The organism is Pseudomonas sp. (genome assembly GCF_030696055.1).
Taxonomy (GTDB): Bacteria; Pseudomonadota; Gammaproteobacteria; order Pseudomonadales; family Pseudomonadaceae; genus Aquipseudomonas.
In genome coordinates this window covers 18512-32615 of the sequence record NZ_JAUYNP010000312.1, presented here as the reverse complement: position 1 = coordinate 32615, position 14104 = coordinate 18512, and the positions used below count along the sequence as shown (strand labels likewise).

General features: G+C 66.2%; 14 protein-coding genes and 1 pseudogene. 8 read left to right on the top strand and 7 right to left on the bottom strand.

Translation table 11 applies throughout. From position 1 onward, the window contains the following. The 6 genes and pseudogenes from Q8Q83_RS18950 to Q8Q83_RS18925 all read left to right on the top strand — a co-directional run. Positions 1 to 459, top strand: a pseudogene (locus tag Q8Q83_RS18950) (methyl-accepting chemotaxis protein); the annotation flags it as partial. A gap of 14 nt (positions 460 to 473) precedes the next feature. Then, on the top strand, positions 474 to 1007 hold the full coding sequence (locus Q8Q83_RS18945; RefSeq protein ID WP_305625680.1) for a chemotaxis protein CheW: 534 nt from the start codon (positions 474 to 476) through the stop codon (positions 1005 to 1007). A 104-nt stretch (positions 1008 to 1111) separates the two neighbouring features. Further along, positions 1112 to 1918, top strand: coding sequence for a protein-glutamate O-methyltransferase CheR (locus tag Q8Q83_RS18940; RefSeq protein ID WP_371132439.1), 807 nt, complete (start codon positions 1112 to 1114; stop codon positions 1916 to 1918). Further along, entirely contained in the window at positions 1915 to 2397 is a 483-nt protein-coding gene (locus Q8Q83_RS18935; protein WP_305625679.1) for a chemotaxis protein CheD, read from the top strand. The genes Q8Q83_RS18940 and Q8Q83_RS18935 overlap by 4 nt, the downstream gene beginning before the upstream one ends. Positions 2398 to 2405: 8 nt before the next feature. After that, a complete protein-coding gene (locus Q8Q83_RS18930) occupies positions 2406 to 3476 on the top strand; it encodes a chemotaxis response regulator protein-glutamate methylesterase (protein WP_305625678.1) in 1071 nt (356 codons plus the stop codon). A gap of 155 nt (positions 3477 to 3631) precedes the next feature. Continuing rightward, entirely contained in the window at positions 3632 to 4903 is a 1272-nt protein-coding gene (locus Q8Q83_RS18925) for an EAL domain-containing response regulator (protein WP_305625677.1), read from the top strand. A gap of 222 nt (positions 4904 to 5125) precedes the next feature. Here Q8Q83_RS18925 and Q8Q83_RS18920 read toward each other — a convergent pair whose 3' ends face one another. The 6 genes from Q8Q83_RS18920 to Q8Q83_RS18895 all read right to left on the bottom strand — a co-directional run bounded on the left by Q8Q83_RS18920 (position 5126) and on the right by Q8Q83_RS18895 (position 12384). After that, positions 5126 to 5500, bottom strand: coding sequence for a hypothetical protein (locus Q8Q83_RS18920; protein WP_305625676.1), 375 nt, complete (start codon positions 5498 to 5500; stop codon positions 5126 to 5128). A 264-nt stretch (positions 5501 to 5764) separates the two neighbouring features. Further along, positions 5765 to 8863 carry an efflux RND transporter permease subunit gene (locus tag Q8Q83_RS18915; RefSeq protein ID WP_305625675.1) on the bottom strand — a complete coding sequence of 1033 codons (3099 nt, stop codon included), beginning with the start codon at positions 8861 to 8863 and terminating at the stop codon, positions 5765 to 5767. A gap of 153 nt (positions 8864 to 9016) precedes the next feature. After that, complete coding sequence (locus Q8Q83_RS18910) at positions 9017 to 10123, bottom strand: efflux RND transporter periplasmic adaptor subunit (RefSeq protein WP_305625674.1); 1107 nt, start codon at positions 10121 to 10123, stop codon at positions 9017 to 9019. Beyond that, a complete protein-coding gene (locus tag Q8Q83_RS18905) occupies positions 10120 to 10713 on the bottom strand; it encodes a hypothetical protein (protein WP_305625673.1) in 594 nt (197 codons plus the stop codon). Before Q8Q83_RS18905 ends, Q8Q83_RS18910 begins: the two co-directional genes overlap by 4 nt. After that, positions 10710 to 11927, bottom strand: a complete 1218-nt coding sequence (locus tag Q8Q83_RS18900; RefSeq protein WP_305625672.1) for a TolC family protein — start codon at positions 11925 to 11927, stop codon at positions 10710 to 10712. Before Q8Q83_RS18900 ends, Q8Q83_RS18905 begins: the two co-directional genes overlap by 4 nt. A gap of 100 nt (positions 11928 to 12027) precedes the next feature. Next, positions 12028 to 12384 carry a hypothetical protein gene (locus Q8Q83_RS18895; protein WP_305625671.1) on the bottom strand — a complete coding sequence of 119 codons (357 nt, stop codon included), beginning with the start codon at positions 12382 to 12384 and terminating at the stop codon, positions 12028 to 12030. Positions 12385 to 12572: 188 nt separating this feature from the next. Here Q8Q83_RS18895 and Q8Q83_RS18890 point away from each other — a divergent pair, with 188 nt between their 5' ends. Further along, on the top strand, positions 12573 to 13325 hold the full coding sequence (locus tag Q8Q83_RS18890; protein WP_305625670.1) for a DUF1223 domain-containing protein: 753 nt from the start codon (positions 12573 to 12575) through the stop codon (positions 13323 to 13325). Between the two features lie 113 nt (positions 13326 to 13438). Here the strand turns inward: Q8Q83_RS18890 and Q8Q83_RS18885 are convergent, their stop codons facing one another. Then, the gene (locus tag Q8Q83_RS18885; protein ID WP_305625669.1) at positions 13439 to 13579 is read right to left on the bottom strand and encodes a hypothetical protein; all 141 of its coding nucleotides are present in this window, start codon (positions 13577 to 13579) and stop codon (positions 13439 to 13441) included. Positions 13580 to 13741: 162 nt separating this feature from the next. On the opposite strand from Q8Q83_RS18885, the gene Q8Q83_RS18880 reads away from it, so the two are divergent. Continuing rightward, the gene (locus Q8Q83_RS18880; RefSeq protein WP_305625668.1) at positions 13742 to 14008 is read left to right on the top strand and encodes a TOBE domain-containing protein; all 267 of its coding nucleotides are present in this window, start codon (positions 13742 to 13744) and stop codon (positions 14006 to 14008) included. The last annotated feature ends 96 nt before the right edge of the window (positions 14009 to 14104 follow it).

Here is a 14104-nt window from a genome sequence, read left to right as displayed (position 1 = left end):
CGCAGCCAGATCGCCGCCCAGGAGATCGGCCAGCTGTCTTCCAGCAGCGTGGAGCTGGCCGAGAAGGCCGGCAAGTTGCTGGACGCCATGCTGCCCTCGATCAACAAGACCTCGGATCTGGTGCAGGAGATCAGCGCGGCTTCCGAGGAGCAAGCCTCAGGGGTCGGGCAGATCAACACGGCCATGAGTCAACTGAACCAGATTACCCAGCAGAACGCCTCCAGCAGCGAAGAACTGGCCGCCACGGCCGAGGAAATGAGCGGTCAGGCCGAGCAACTGCAGCAGGCCATGAGCTTCTTCACCCTGGAATCAGCCGCCGCCAGCCAGCCTAAGGTGGCCGTGCATCGGGCCCCGGTGGCCAAGCCACAAGCCCATACCCCCGCGCATCCGCATCCGCATCCGGCCAGCAGCCACTTGCTGGTCAGCAGCCCGGCGGAAGCCGAATTCACCCGGTTTTGATGGAGGTCCCAAACATGGGCGCACTGGTTAGCACAAATCGATCCGAAGCCGTCCTCCCAGAGGAGGAGGCGCAATACCTGACCTTTATGCTGGGGGGGGAGATGTTTGCCATCGGCATTCTCGGCATCAAGGAAATCCTCGAATACGGCCACCTCACCAACGTGCCGCTGATGCCGGCCTTCGTGCGCGGGGTGATCAATCTGCGCGGCGCGGTGGTGCCGGTGGTGGACCTGTCGGCGCGCTTTGGCCGGCAGACTTCCGGGGTCACCCGGCGCTCGTGCATCGTCATCATCGAGGCCGACTCGCAGGACGGCACTCAGGATGTCGGCCTGATGGTGGATGCGGTCTCGGCGGTGCTGGAAATCCCCGGCGGCGAGATAGAGCCGGCGCCCAGCTTCGGCGCGCGGATACGTTCCGACTTTATCAGCGGCATGGCCAAGGTGGCGGGCAAGTTCGTCATAGTGCTCAACGTCGACCGCGTGCTGTCGGTCGACGAGATGGCCATGCTCTCCGAGGTCGGCGCCGAGCAGACGGCGGCGCCCGCTTAAGCGTTCAGCTGAATAGTGGGTTCTGGCCGAGGCGCGTGCTGCGCCTGGGCCAGAACAGACGCTGGTTGAGCGGCCATTTCCATAGCTGGCAAGGATGTCTAATAGTGAACGCAGTAGCGCTTAAGGATGGCGAGTTTCGGCAGTTCCAGGCCTGGCTGTATCGCACCGCCGGCATCAACCTGACGCCGGCGAAGAAGGCCCTGGTGGCCGGGCGTCTGTTCAAACGCCTGAAGCACCATCAGCTGGAAACCTATGGCGATTATTTTCAGCTGATCATGGGCCACGGCGCCGCGACTGAGTTGCAGGTCGCGCTGGATCTGCTGACCACCAACGAAACCTATTTCTTCCGCGAACCCAAGCATTTCGACTTTCTCCGTGAGCAGGTGTTGCCCAAGGCCCTGCCGGGCAGGACCTTGCGCCTGTGGAGCGCCGCCAGTTCTTCCGGCGAGGAGGCCTACAGCCTGGCCATGACCCTGGCCGATGGCCTGGGCAGCACGCCCTGGGAAATCATCGGCTCCGATATCAGCAGCCAGGTGTTGGCCAAGGCCAGCGCGGGGCACTACCCGATGACGCGGGCGCACAGCATCCCCCAGCCGCTGCTGGTCAAGCATTGCCTGAAGGGCACGGGCAACCAGGACGGCACCTTCCTGATCGAGCGCAGCCTGCGCAGCCGGGTGCACTTTATGCAGATCAACCTCAACGAGGCGCTGCCCAATCTCGGCGAGTTCGACGTGATCTTCCTGCGCAACGTGATGATCTATTTCGACCAGGAAACCAAGCAGAAGGTGGTCGCGCGCATGCTGCCGTTGCTCAAGCCCGGCGGCTATTTCATCGTCAGCCATTCGGAAAGCCTAAACGGTGTCAGCACGGCCCTGAAACCGATCAAACCCTCGATCTACCGCAAGCCATGAACCAGCCAGCCCGCGTCATCGACGTGTCCCTGCTGCCCGGCGAGCTCTATTTCGGCGATGCGCCGGTACGGGTGCGCACCCTGCTGGGCTCCTGCGTCGCCATCACCATGTGGCACCCGCAGCGGTTGCTCGGCGGCATGTGCCATTACATGCTGCCCAGCCGGCAGCAGCAAGGCCGCCAACTCGACGGCAAATATGCCGACGAGGCCATGCAACTGCTGTTGCGTGAGGCCGCCCGCCATCACACGCGGCCGCAGGACTACCAGATCAAGCTGTTCGGCGGCGGCAGCATGTTCCCTGGCTACAGCCAGCCAACCAATATCGCCCACAGCAATGTCAAAGCCGCCCGCATGCTGCTGACGCGGCACCAACTGCGGCCGAGCGCCGAGGATTTGGGGCGCAAAGGGCACCGCAACGTGATCTTCGATATCAGTAGCGGCCATGTCTGGGTCCGCCATCAAGACTTAATCGAGAGCTGAAAACGTCTATGAAGAAAATCAAGGTTCTGCTGGTTGATGATTCCGCCGTGGTGCGCCAGGTGGTGCTGGCGCTGCTCGACCGCGAGCCGGATATCCAGGTGATAGGCGCTGCCTCCGACCCCCTCTTCGCCATGGACAAAATGGCCCGGGAGTGGCCAGACGTGATAGTGCTGGACGTGGAAATGCCGCGCATGGACGGCCTCACCTTTCTGAAGAAAATCATGGCCGAGCGGCCGACCCCGGTGGTGATCTGCTCCTCGCTCACGGAGAAAGGCGCGGAAACCACCTTGCAGGCGCTCGCGGCCGGGGCAGTGGAAATCATCACCAAGCCCAAGGTCGGGCTGAAAGGTTTTCTGCAAGAATCATCCGCCGAGCTGGTGGCGGCGGTCAGAGCCGCCGCCCAGGCCAATGTCAAACAGCTGGCCCGCCACAGCGCCACGCTTGCGCCGGTGGCAGTGAAGCTGAATGCCGACGCCATCCTGCTGCCAGGCAACGGCCAGGCCATGGCGCAAACCACCGAGCGGATAGTCGCCATCGGCACCTCCACCGGCGGCACCCAGGCCCTGGAGGTGGTGCTGACCGCACTGCCGCGGGTGTCCCCCGGCATCGTCATAGTGCAGCACATGCCGGAAAAGTTTACCGCCTCCTTCGCCGCGCGCCTGAACGGGCTAGCGCAGATCGAGGTGCGCGAAGCCAAGAACAACGACCGGGTGATTCCCGGCCTGGCCCTGATCGCCCCCGGCGGCAAGCACATGCTGCTCAAACGCAGCGGCGCCTACTACCACGTCGAGGTCGTCGATGGCCCGCTGGTCAACCGCCACCGTCCCTCGGTGGACGTGCTGTTTCGCTCGGTGGCCAAGTTCGCCGGGAAAAATGCCACGGGCATCATCATGACCGGCATGGGCGATGACGGCGCCCGGGGTTTGAAGGAACTGCACGAGAGCGGGGCACGCACCTATGCCCAGGATGAAGCCAGTTGTGTGGTGTTCGGTATGCCGAGAGAGGCCATCAAAATGGGTGGCGTGGATCAGGTGATAGCCCTGGGCGACATCTCCAGGGCGGTCACCAATGGCAGGTAACAGGCCGTTGAAAAATGTAGGCGAGGCAGTCGAGACAAGGCAAAAACGGCCGAAAAAGCGCAGTTTACGTGTTGTAAATGAGCATTTTGAGGCCGTTTTTAACGCCGTATCGGCAACGTAGGTAGTTTTTCAACAGCCTGGTAAAGGAGGCGGTCATGCTAAGCACCAATAGGCTTCCCCAGCATGTGCTGGTCGTTGACGACAGTGAACTGCAGCGCCAGTTCATCGCCGAGTTGTGCCGCGCAATGGGCATCGCCGACATTCAGCAGGCGGTGAATGGTTTCGATGCACTCGCGCAGGTGAAAGCCAAGCCGCAGATCGAGGCGATCATTCTCGATCTGGAAATGCCCGGTATGGATGGCGTGCAGGTGTTGCATGAGTTGGCGCGCCTGGAGCAGGCGCCGCCGGTGGTGTTGGCCAGCGCGCGGGAACATGTGCTGCTCAACGTAGTGGAAAACATGGGCAAAAGCCTGGGCCTGCGCCTGCTCGGGGTGCTGCAGAAGCCCATAGTGCATGACCACTTGCTGGCCAGCCTGGGCCGTTTCTCGGTGACGCCGCTCAGCAGCCGCGCCTCCGAACACTGGACGCCAGGCCCCGCGCTGACCGAGCAGGAGGTATTCCGCGCGCTGCGCGCGAAGGAGTTCGTGGCCTATTTCCAGCCCAAGGTGCGGCTCGCCGATGGCAGCCTCAAGGGCGTGGAAGCCCTGGTGCGCTGGGAGCACCCGGAGCATGGCCTGCTGACCCCGGGGCACTTTATCGAGTTGGTCGAAGGCAGCCGCTATATGTCCGAGCTGACCCTGCAGATGCTCGATATGGCGCTGCGTCAGTGCCGCAAGTGGCATGCGGCGGGGCTGCCGATCAGCTTTTCGCTCAACCTGTCGGCGCGCTCCCTGGCCGACTCCAGGCTGGCCGATGCGATCATCGAGCGGGTGGCGGTCAGCGGTATAGCGCCGCAGCATGTGATTCTGGAAATCACCGAGAGCGCGATCATGACCGATCTCGGCACCACCCTGGGCACGCTGGCGCGCCTGCGCCTGAAGGGCTTCGGTCTGTCGGTGGACGACTACGGCACGGGCTTTTCCTGCATGTTGCAGCTGTCGCGGGTGCCCTGCACCGAACTCAAGGTGGACCGCGCCTTCGTGCATGGCGCCAGCCATAATCGGCACCTGCGCATTCTGCTGGAGAGCGCCCTGGATATCGCCAGCAAACTCAACCTCGAAGTGGTCGCCGAGGGGGTGGAAACCCTAGAGGACTGGCTGCTGCTGCGTGACCTGGGCTGTGGCGAGGTGCAGGGCTATTTCGTTGGCAAGCCGATGCCCGGCGACGCGCTGCTGCCCTGGTGGCGCGACAACCAACAGCGTATGCAGGACCTGGGGCCCATGGACGGCGTGCTGCAGGTCCTGGCAGGTGGATTGCCGGGCAGCTAATGGATCGGACACTTGCATTTTCTGCAGCCGGAGGGAGTCGACCCTGGTGGTCACCCCTATCGGCTCGGATCAACAGCGTCAAGCCTGCTGGCGTGGCCGTTGCCAGCGTGACTGTTACAGCCAAACCGCCGGAATTAGCGCCCATGATCGGCGCATAGAACTATCAGTCTCGGCCAGCGCAGACGGCGTGAAACCCGGCAGTCTGCGCTGGCGGTTCTAGGGTTAGGGCAGGCTAAAGCGCAGCTGCTCGTCACCGCTGTCCGGCACGCTCAGCTTGACGATGGCCTTGGCGCCGGGAGCCAGTTGGTAGTCGCCGTTGCCCTCGAGTCGATTGCCCTCGGCTGAGGCCAGCGGCACGCTGGCCTTCTTGCCGGCGCTCAGCAGCAGCACCTCGCCGGCGGCGCCCTGGGCGTCCACCGGCTTGCCGTGGTTGCTCAGGTACACCGCCAGGCTCTCGGGCGTGGCGACCAGCTCGGCGGTGATGCTCTTGCCTTCGACTATCACGCCGCCGTGGGCCGGTTCCAGCGAGCCGTGGGCGAAGACCGGCAGGCTGAACAGGCTGGAGCAGAGCAGGGCGAGCAGTTGGCTTTTCATCATGGTTTTTCCTCGGTTGGGTTTATTCAAAGCTCGTAGGGTGGGTTAGGCGCATGACCACGGGCTATCTGCTGGTGCGTAGTCGGTTGCGCCGTAACCCACCAGATGGGGCAGACCGATCAGCGCTTGGTGGGTTACGTGGCGCACAAATTCCGCAGTTGATGTTCAAACCCTGCTCTGCGCCACTAACCCACCCTACAAAAGCCGCGAGCAACACGTAATTGGTACATAGCCTTATTGAAGGGTTAGGCAGCAGGGGCACGGGCATCAGAACACCTCCTCATCCGCTTCGGCCAGCAGGGCGGCCAGCGGTTTTTCGCCGAACAGCCAGAACATCAGCGGCGTCAGCAGGGTATCCAGCAGGGTCGAGCTGACCAGGCCGCCGAAGATCACCACGGCCACCGGATGCAGGATCTCCTTGCCCGGCGCGTCGGCGGCGAACAGCAGCGGCAGCAGGGCGAAGGCGGCCACCAGGGCGGTCATCAGCACCGGCGTCAGGCGTTCCAGCGAGCCGCGTACGATCAGCGCCTGGCCGAAGTGTTCACCTTCGAATTTGCACAGGTTGATGTAGTGGCTGATCTTCAGGATGCCGTTGCGCGTGGCGATGCCGGTCAGGGTGATAAAACCGACCAGCGAGGCCACCGACAGGCTGATGCCGGCCAGCCACATGGCCGCCACGCTGCCGATCAGGGCCATGGGGATGTTGCCCATGATCATCAGCGCCAGCCGCGTCGAGCGGTAGCGGCTGTAGAGCACCATAAAGATCAGCGCCAGGGACACCAGCGAGAGCAGGGCGATCAGCCGGGTGGCCTGCTCCTGGGCCTGGAACTGGCCCTCGAGGCTGACGAAATAGCCCTCCGGCAAGGGCGTGGCCGCGAGGCTGGCGCGAATGTCGGCGATCACCTGGGCCATGTCGGTGCCATCGGTATTGGCGGCGATGACGATGCGCCGGCGGCTGTTCTCGCGGCCGATCTGGTTGGGCCCGTCGCCCTCCTCGATGCTGGCGACCTGGGACAACGGCACCCGGCCGTGGGGCGTATCGATCAGCACATTGGCCAGGCCTTGGCTGCTGCGCGCGCTGTCGGGCAGGCGCACCACCAGGTCGAAGCGCTTGTTGCCGTCGATGATCTGCGCCACCCGGTCGCCTTCGGCCAGGGTCTCCAGGCTGCGCAGCAGGGCGCCGGGGGAGACCCCGTACTGCGCCGCGCGGTCGTAGTCCAGGCGCACCTTGATCTGCGGAATCAGCACCTGCTTCTCGATCTGCAGGTCGGTCAGGCCGGGGATCTGCTGCAGGCGCTCGCGCAGCAGGGCGGCCTGGGCGCGCAGGGTATCCAGGTCGTCGCCGTAGAGCTTGAGGGCGATCTGCGCGCGCACCCCGGACAGCAGGTGATCCAGGCGGTGTGAGATCGGCTGGCCGAGCAACACGGTGGCCGGCAGCGGCGCCAGGCGTTGGCGGATCTCGGCCATGATCGCCTCGCGGCCGCGCGCGCTGGGGTGCAGGTCGACGTCCAGTTCGCTGGAGTGCACGCCCTCGGCGTGTTCGTCCAACTCGGCGCGGCCGGTGCGCCGACCGACGCTCTTCACCTCCGGCACCTCGAGCAGCAGGCTCTCGGCCAGTTGCCCGACCTGGTTGGACTCGGCCAGCGAGGTGCCGGGGTTGAGCAGCAGGCTGATGGTCAGGGTGCCCTCGTTGAAGGCCGGCAGGAAGGCCCGCGGAAAATAGGGCACGGTCGCCAGCGCCAGGCCCAGCACTACCAGGGCGCCGAGCAGGATCGGCCGGGCACGGGCGAAGGACCACTGCAGCGCGCGCTTATCCCAGCGCTTGAGCAGGCGCACCAGTGGCGAGTCGGCGTGCTCGCTGTGCTTCATCCGCGGCAGCAGGTAGAAGCACAGCACCGGCGTCACCGTCAGCGCCACCAGCATGCTGGCCAGGATCGAGGTGATATAGGCCACCCCCAGCGGCATGAACAGCCGGCCCTCGATGCCGGGCAGGGCGAACAGCGGAACGAACACCAGCACCACCACCAGGGTCGCCACCACCACCCCCGAGCGCACCTCGTTGCTGGCGGCGGCTATCACCTGGGCGATCGCCGCCAGGCCCTTGGGTTGCTGCTGCTTGAGCCGGCGCAGCACGTTCTCCACATCCACCAGGGCATCGTCCACCAGCTCGCCGATGGCGATGGCCAGGCCGCCCAGGGTCATGACGTTGATCGACAGGCCCAGCAGCTTGAACACCAGCGCGGTGACCGCCAGCGACAGTGGAATGGCGGTCAGCGAGATCAGCGTGGTGCGCAGGTTGAGCAGGAACAGGAAGAGGATGATCGCCACCAGGATGGCGCCGTCGCGCAGCGCCTCCTGCACGTTGCCGATCGAGGCCTGGATAAAGTCGGCCTGGCGGAACAGCAGCTGCGGCGCGCCGATGCCGGGCGGCAGGCTCTGGCTCAGGCTGCTCAGGGCCGCCTGCACCTCGCCGGAGAGTTGCACGGTGTCGGCGCTCGGTTGTTTCTGCACGCTGACGATCACCGCCGGCTGGCCGTTCATGCCGGCGTCGCCGCGTTTGGTGGCGGCGGCGAACTTCACCTCGGCCAGCTGCTTGAGCAGGATCGGCTGACCATTGCTGACCGTCACCGCCAGGTTGCGCAGGTCCTCCAGGCGGGTGGTGCGGCCGAGGTTGCGGATCAGGTATTCGCGTGCATTGAGCTCCAGGAAGCCGCCGCTGGTGTTGCTGGAGAAGGCTTTCAGCGCGCCTTCCAGCTGCTCGAAGCCGACCCCCAACTGGGCCATCAGGCGGGTATCGGGCTCGACCCGGAACTGCCGGACCTCGCCGCCGATGGGGATCACCTGGGCCACTCCGGGAATCGACAGCAGGCGCGGACGCAGGACGAAATCGGCGTACTCGCGGACCCGCATGGGGTCGCTGCCGGCGCCGGCCGGCAGGGCGATCAGCATGATCTCGCCCATCACCGAGGAGATCGGCCCCATGTTCGGGCTGACCCCCTCCGGCAGCTGCTCGCGCACCTCGGCCAGGCGTTCGCCGACCAACTGGCGGTTGCGGTAGATGTCGCTGCCCCATTCGAACTCGGCGTAGACGATCGACAGGCCGATGCCGGATACCGAGCGCACCCGGGTCACGCCGGGCATGCCGTTGAGCGCGGTCTCCAGGGGGAAGCTGACCAGCTGCTCGACCTCCTCCGGGGCCATGCCGCCGGCCTCGGTCAGCAGGGTGACGGTGGGCTTGTTGAGGTCGGGGAACACATCGATAGGCGTCTGGCTGGCGGTCAGGCCACCGTAGATCAACAGGATCATGGCGATGGCCAGCACCAGCAGACGGTTGCGCAGACTCTGATTGACTATCCAACTGAACATGCACGGCTCCTCAGAACCTGTTCACGATCTGCTGCGCTCGGTCATGCGGCGTTAAAAATGGCTTCGGAATGCTCATTTACAACTCGTAAACTCCGCTTCCTCAGCCATTTTTGCCTTGCCTGACCTTCGCTCGCGACGATCGTGAACAGGTTCTTAGCGAATTTGGTTGAGTAGGGTGGCGCCTTGGGTCACCACGCGTTGACCGGAGCTCAGCCCCTGGGCCACCAGGGTCTCGCCATCCAACGGGCTGACTTGCACCGGCACCGGGGTGAAGCGCTCGGCCTCGACATGCACCCAGACCACCGCCTCGTTGGCGGCGTTGCGCACCACGGCTGAGCTCGGCAGCGCCACGCCGCGCAGCTTCAGACGGGTGCGCGCGATCAGCTTGACCGGCTGGCCCAGGGCATAGGCGTGGCTCGGCCGCTCGGCGCGAAACAGCAGCGGCAGGGCGCCATCGCGCAGGGCGCGGCCGCCGCCGAGAAACACCAGCGTGGCGCTGTCGCCGGCCAGGCTGGCGCCTTCCAGTTGTTCGACCAGGCTCGCATCGTAGGCTTCGGCCTCGATCATCAGGCGCTCGGGGTCGACTAGCTCGAACAGCAACTCCTTGGCCTCGACCACCTGGCCGTTGACCACCGCCACCGTCGCCAGTACGCCGCCGACCGGGGCGCGCAGGGCCTCGCGCCCGGAAACGCCTTGGCGCAGCGCCGCCAGGCGGGCGCGCAGGCTGCTGGCCTCGCTGGCGGCCGCTTCGATGTCCTTGCGCGGCACGCTGTCGGCCAGGGCGCGCAGGCGTTGCAGGCGCTTGTCCGCCAGCGCCTGGGCGGCACTCAGCTCGGCCAGTTGGGCATTTTGTTCGGCCCGCTCGAGCTGGCTGAGGGTCGCTTGCAGGTAGGCCAGCACTTGGCCCTGGCGCACTGTCTGGCCGGGCAGCGGCAGGCCGTCTGCGGCCGCCTCGATGCGTCCGGCCTGAGTCGCCTGGACCCGCCCGCCGCTGGCCGGGTCGAGCAGCACATGGCCGTTCAGCTCCAGGGTCTTGGCGTTGTCCCGTTCCTCGGCGACCAGGGTACGAATGGCCAGGCGCCGCTGCGCCGGCTTGGGCAGCAACACGCTGCCGTCGGGCAGGCGCTGGGGGCTGTTTCCGGCCAGGGGCTGGCTTGGCTCCGGGCTGTCATGGCCCTCATGAGCGAGGGCTGGGGTCAAGGTCAGAGCCAGGTTAAAGGCCAGGGCCAGGCCCGCGGCTATCCAGAATGGCTTGTTCATTGCGCGTTCCCTCGTTTGCGGCGGAGCAGGGCGGCGGCCAGCGCCAGCACGACCAATAGCGTGGTGCCAGCCGCCAACCAGGGCCAGCGACTGGTGTGCGCGGCCGGTGTCGTTGCTGCCGGCAGCTCCAGGGTGGTTTCCAGCAGGTCGGCGCTGTCTGGCGTGACTATGGTGAAGATCAGCGGGGTGCGGCTGCCGGCCTGGAAGGGCGTCTGCGCCACCCGGTAGCTGTCACCGTCGAGTTGCGCCTGGGCTTTCCAGTCGCCACTTTCGACTTCGATGCTGGCGTCCAGCACCGGGCTGTTGTCGGCATAGCGGTCCAGATACAGCCGCAGCTGGTGGCCATCGAGCTCGGCGACCAGCTCGAAGTCCGCAGAGACGGCGCTGGCGCGCGGGTTGCCGGCTTGCGCCGGGGCGACGGGGGCGGCGCCGTGCTCGTGGCCTTCGTGGGCCGCGGCCGGCAGCGCGCCGAGCAGGGCCAGGGCGCAGATCAGGCGGGCGCCGCAGCCTTTAGCGGCCTGGAGGAGCGATTTCGGGTGCATAAAGAACTCGGGGTTAAGGGGGTAAGCATTCAGGGCAGCACTATTCATGGCAGTGCTCCGCTGGCCTGGTTGAGGCGCGACACGGCGCGGGCCAGTTCGAGGCGGGCGCGGGCCAGGGCCAGCTCGCCCTCGAACTTCTCGCTGTCGGCGCGCAGGCGGCCGGGCAGGTCCAGTTCGCCCTGGGCGAAGGCCTGGTTCAACCAGCGGCTGTTTTGCCGGGCCAGCTTGGCGCGCTCGGCGGCCAGTTCGGCGATCTGCCGGCTGCTGTGCAGCTCGATCCGCGCGTTGTCCCGCGCGCCTTGCAGCCGGCGCAGCGCGCTTTGCGCGGCGGCTTCGGCTTCCGCCAGCGTGGCGTTGGCGGCGCTGACCCGGGGCCGATTACGCGCCTCGCTGCCCAGCGGCAGGCGTAGGCGCAGGCTGACCTGATTGCCGTAGGCGGCCTCGTCGCTGTCGCGTTCGCGGCTCAGGGCCAGGGCCAGTTCGGGGTTGTCGCGTTTATCGCCGAGGCTTTCATCGAGTCTGGCGCGGGCGCTGTCCACCTGAGCCAGGGCGGCCAACAGGGCGGGGTGCTGCTCCAAGGTTGCGGTTTCGTGCGGGCTTTCCTCGCCTTCCGGCAGGGCGCTGTCACCGCTGAGCACGGCGAACTCGCGTTGGGCCTGTTGCCAGCCGGCGTCGGCCTGCAGCGCCAGTATCCGCGCGGCCTGCTCGACGCCGAGCGCCTGGTTGAGGTCGGTGTTGGCCAGGTCGCCGGCTTGCAGGCGGCGTTTGACGTCGGCGCTGAGCTGCGCCAGCTCGCGCTGCTTACGCTGGGTCAGGCGCCGCTCGACTTCGGCCAGGCGCAGGCGCCAGTAGGCCTCGCGCAACTCGCCGGCGTAGCGCCATTTGGTCAGCGCCAGGCTGCGCTCGAACTCGCTGCGTTCGGCCTCGGCCAGGGTCTGCTTGCGCTCGCGCTGGCCGGGTAATGGCAGCGGGGCGGACAGCTCCAGCTCCCACTCGCGGGCGCCTTCGGCGTGATCGAAGCGGTCGGTCTTATGACCGAGGGTCAGCGCCGGCGAGCCGGCCAGCCAGCTCTTGGCGGCCTCCAACTGAGCGCCCAGGGCCTGCAGACGCTCGGGAAAGGCCGCGGTCTCCGGCAGGTTGCTCCAGGCCTGCTCCAGGGTTGCGCCCAGGCTCTGGGACTGGACCTGGGACTGGGCCTGCGGCGTGGCCAGGCACAGCCCGGCAGCCAGCACGCAGGCGCGCCAATTCAAGGGGGACGGCATAAATTAACTCCAGTAATCGCCCAATACAGGCAACCGCGCGCCCAGCAAAGAAAGGCGCGCGCATAGGGGCACAATCCAGCCTGTGGACGGCCCGGAATGACTAGAGCAGGGGCAGGGGGGGACGGAAGGGCGGGGTTGGCGCGGGGGTTAGCAGCAGGGGGTCGGCTAACAGCGCGCGGGCCGTCGTGAGCGGCAACGGCGCCAGGGGAATCAGCGTGGGTGGGAGGGCCGCTTGGGCGCAGACCGAGCATTTCTCGCAGGCCAGCTTGCAGGCGTCCAGCGCATTGTTGGGCGCATGCTCGCTGGCCTGCGCGCCGGCCATATGCCCATGCATCCCCCGCACGCCGGCGGGCTGCTCGGTGCCGGGCAGGCACAGCGGCATCATGCCGGCCATCACCGAATTGACCGGCAGGCTGAGCAGCAGACAGAGCAGCAGGAGTGAGTGGAGTAGGCGCATGGGCGCGGATGCTAGCACGGGCCGAAGTGACTCTGATACGGCTAGGCCGGCAACCAGCCCGGACCCAACAGGTTATGCATGCAGAGCCGATGCACGGCGGCGTAGCAGCGACGCCTGCCACTTTCGCCCAGGCTGTAATATCTGCCGCGACCGCTACTCCAACGTCATACAGCCACTGGAGTTCCGTCGTGAAGTCATTGCCCCTTGCTTTTGCCACCCTCCTGCTCTGGGCCACGGCCTCCGCGGTCTGCGCGGCACCTCTAAGCTTTACCAGCGGCGAGCGTGCCGTCGCGGTGCTGGAATTGTACAGCTCGCAGGGCTGCAGCTCATGTCCGCCCGCCGAGCGCTGGCTCTCCGCCTTGCAGGAGCGGCCGGAGCTGTGGAGCAGCTTGATTCCCCTGGCCTTCCACGTCGACTATTGGGACGAGTTGGGTTGGTCCGATCCCTTCGCCGCTGCCGGCCATAGTGCCCGGCAGCGCGCTTACCAGCGCCAGGGAGGCAGCAGTGCGGTGTACACCCCGGGGTTTATGCTCGGCGGCCAGGAATGGCGCGGCTGGTTCTACGGTCAGCGCCTCGCTTTGCCCGATTCGCCGCGGGTCGGACGCTTGAACCTGCAGCTACAGGGCGATGACCTGACCCTGAGTTTCGCTGCCGAGCGGCTTCCGGCTGGACTCAAGGCCCAGGTGGCACGCTTGGGTTTTGGCCTGCGCACGGCCATTGCACGGGGTGAGAACGCGGGGCTTTCCTTGGCACATGATTTCGTCGTGCTCAGCGTGCAGCAGGCCAGTGCCCAAGACCGCAACCACTGGCAGGTAAAACTGCAGCCCGACCCGCGCGGCGAGCGCCAGGCCCTAGTCGCCTGGCTCAGCGTGGCGGATGACCCCACCCCCTACCAGGCTGTCGGCGGCTGGTTGCCAGCCGCTGGCGCAGGGCGGCCCTAGCAGGCCTGTCCGAGAATGGCAGTCGACTCCGAATGGTAGGTTGGTGCTGAGGAACGAAGCCCAACCTACAAAAATCCGTAACCCGCGGGTCTTGAGCCGAGTTGTCCCTGGTTTCATGCCGTGGTCAGGCAGAGCTCAAGGCTGTGCTTCAGCGCCTCGCTCAGGTGGCAGCCGCGCTTGGCGATAAATCCCAACTGCGTACCCGGCGCATCGCTCTGCTGCGCAGCCGGGCTGAACTGGCTGCGACTGCCCACATGCTGCAACCAGCTTTGTAGGGCGGGTCATTGACCCGCGCGGTCGATAACGGGGTTATCGCCGTAATTGATCTGTACACCCGGTTTAAATGTGCCGCCTGTTGCATTCGGCGGGTCACGACCCGCCCTACGAGGCTGCGCCTGCCGCACGCAGCGTTGCCCTTGCACAAGCAGGTGCGGGTCAAGATCAAGGCGCGGGATGTCAGCCTAAGCCTGCAGCACGCCCAGGGCAGCAGCGTGCTCAAGCTGCTGCCGGCGCGGGTGCTGGGCTGGCTCGAGATCGAGGGCCGGGCCCATGTGCTGGTGCGGTTGCAGGTCGGCGGCGAGCAGCTGATTGCGCGCATTACCCGCTATTCGCGCGACCAGCTCGGCCTGCACCGCGGCCAGGCCTTGTGGGCCCAGGTCAAGTCGGTGGCGTTGCTGGGTTAGGCGGCCGTGCTTGGTGTGGCCCGCGCTATTGGCCTTGCCGGCAAACTCAGGCAACTGGACAGGCGTTGTGCGGCCGAGTGGCCCGGCCATTGGGGC